The organism is Micromonospora sp. R311 (assembly GCF_056780015.1).
Genome location: NZ_JBSWCE010000126.1, coordinates 1 through 530 on the forward strand (window position 1 = coordinate 1; position 530 = coordinate 530).

At 62.8% G+C, this 530-nt stretch carries 1 protein-coding gene; it reads left to right on the forward strand.

Annotated elements, in window-relative coordinates; genetic code table 11:
* Positions 1-465: GNAT family N-acetyltransferase (locus AC1WTP_RS34490; RefSeq protein WP_481653389.1), on the forward strand; the 465-nt coding region annotated here is incomplete at its 5' end.
* Positions 466-530 lie beyond the last annotated feature (65 nt).

The window sequence follows — 530 nt, forward strand, 5'->3', positions numbered from 1 at the left end:
GACACCGGATCCCGACGGGCCTCGACCGCCAATCGAGTCGCACGCTCACGCAGCTCATCGTTGTACTTCTTCGGTGCGGGCATCGCTGGTGTTCCTCCCAGGTTTCGATGTCTCCATCAAACCCGGTGCGGAACACTACTGGCGCTGGGAGAGCCGTACATCAGGCTGCGGGGCTCATCGGACTACTGGCTGTACGCCACGCTGTTCGCCAACACCTGCCCACTCGCCATCATCGAGGGGCAGGTCGCCGGAAGCGTGATCGCCTTCCGAAGCCAGGTCGACCCCTCGGAAATCTACCTGCAAGACGTGATGACGCATCCTGGCCACCGCCGTGAGGGCATCACACGGGCGCTCGTAGAAGAAATTCACCGGCAAGGCTCTGCCTGGGGATGCCGACGCCTATTCCTCACGTCAGAACCCGACAACCACGCCGCGCACAGAGCGTGGCTCGCTCTAGACGAGTAGTTCCGAATCCCGGTCAGTGGTCGTAGGCGATCAGTGACCGGGTGACGGGTGCGCCGGTCTTGTTG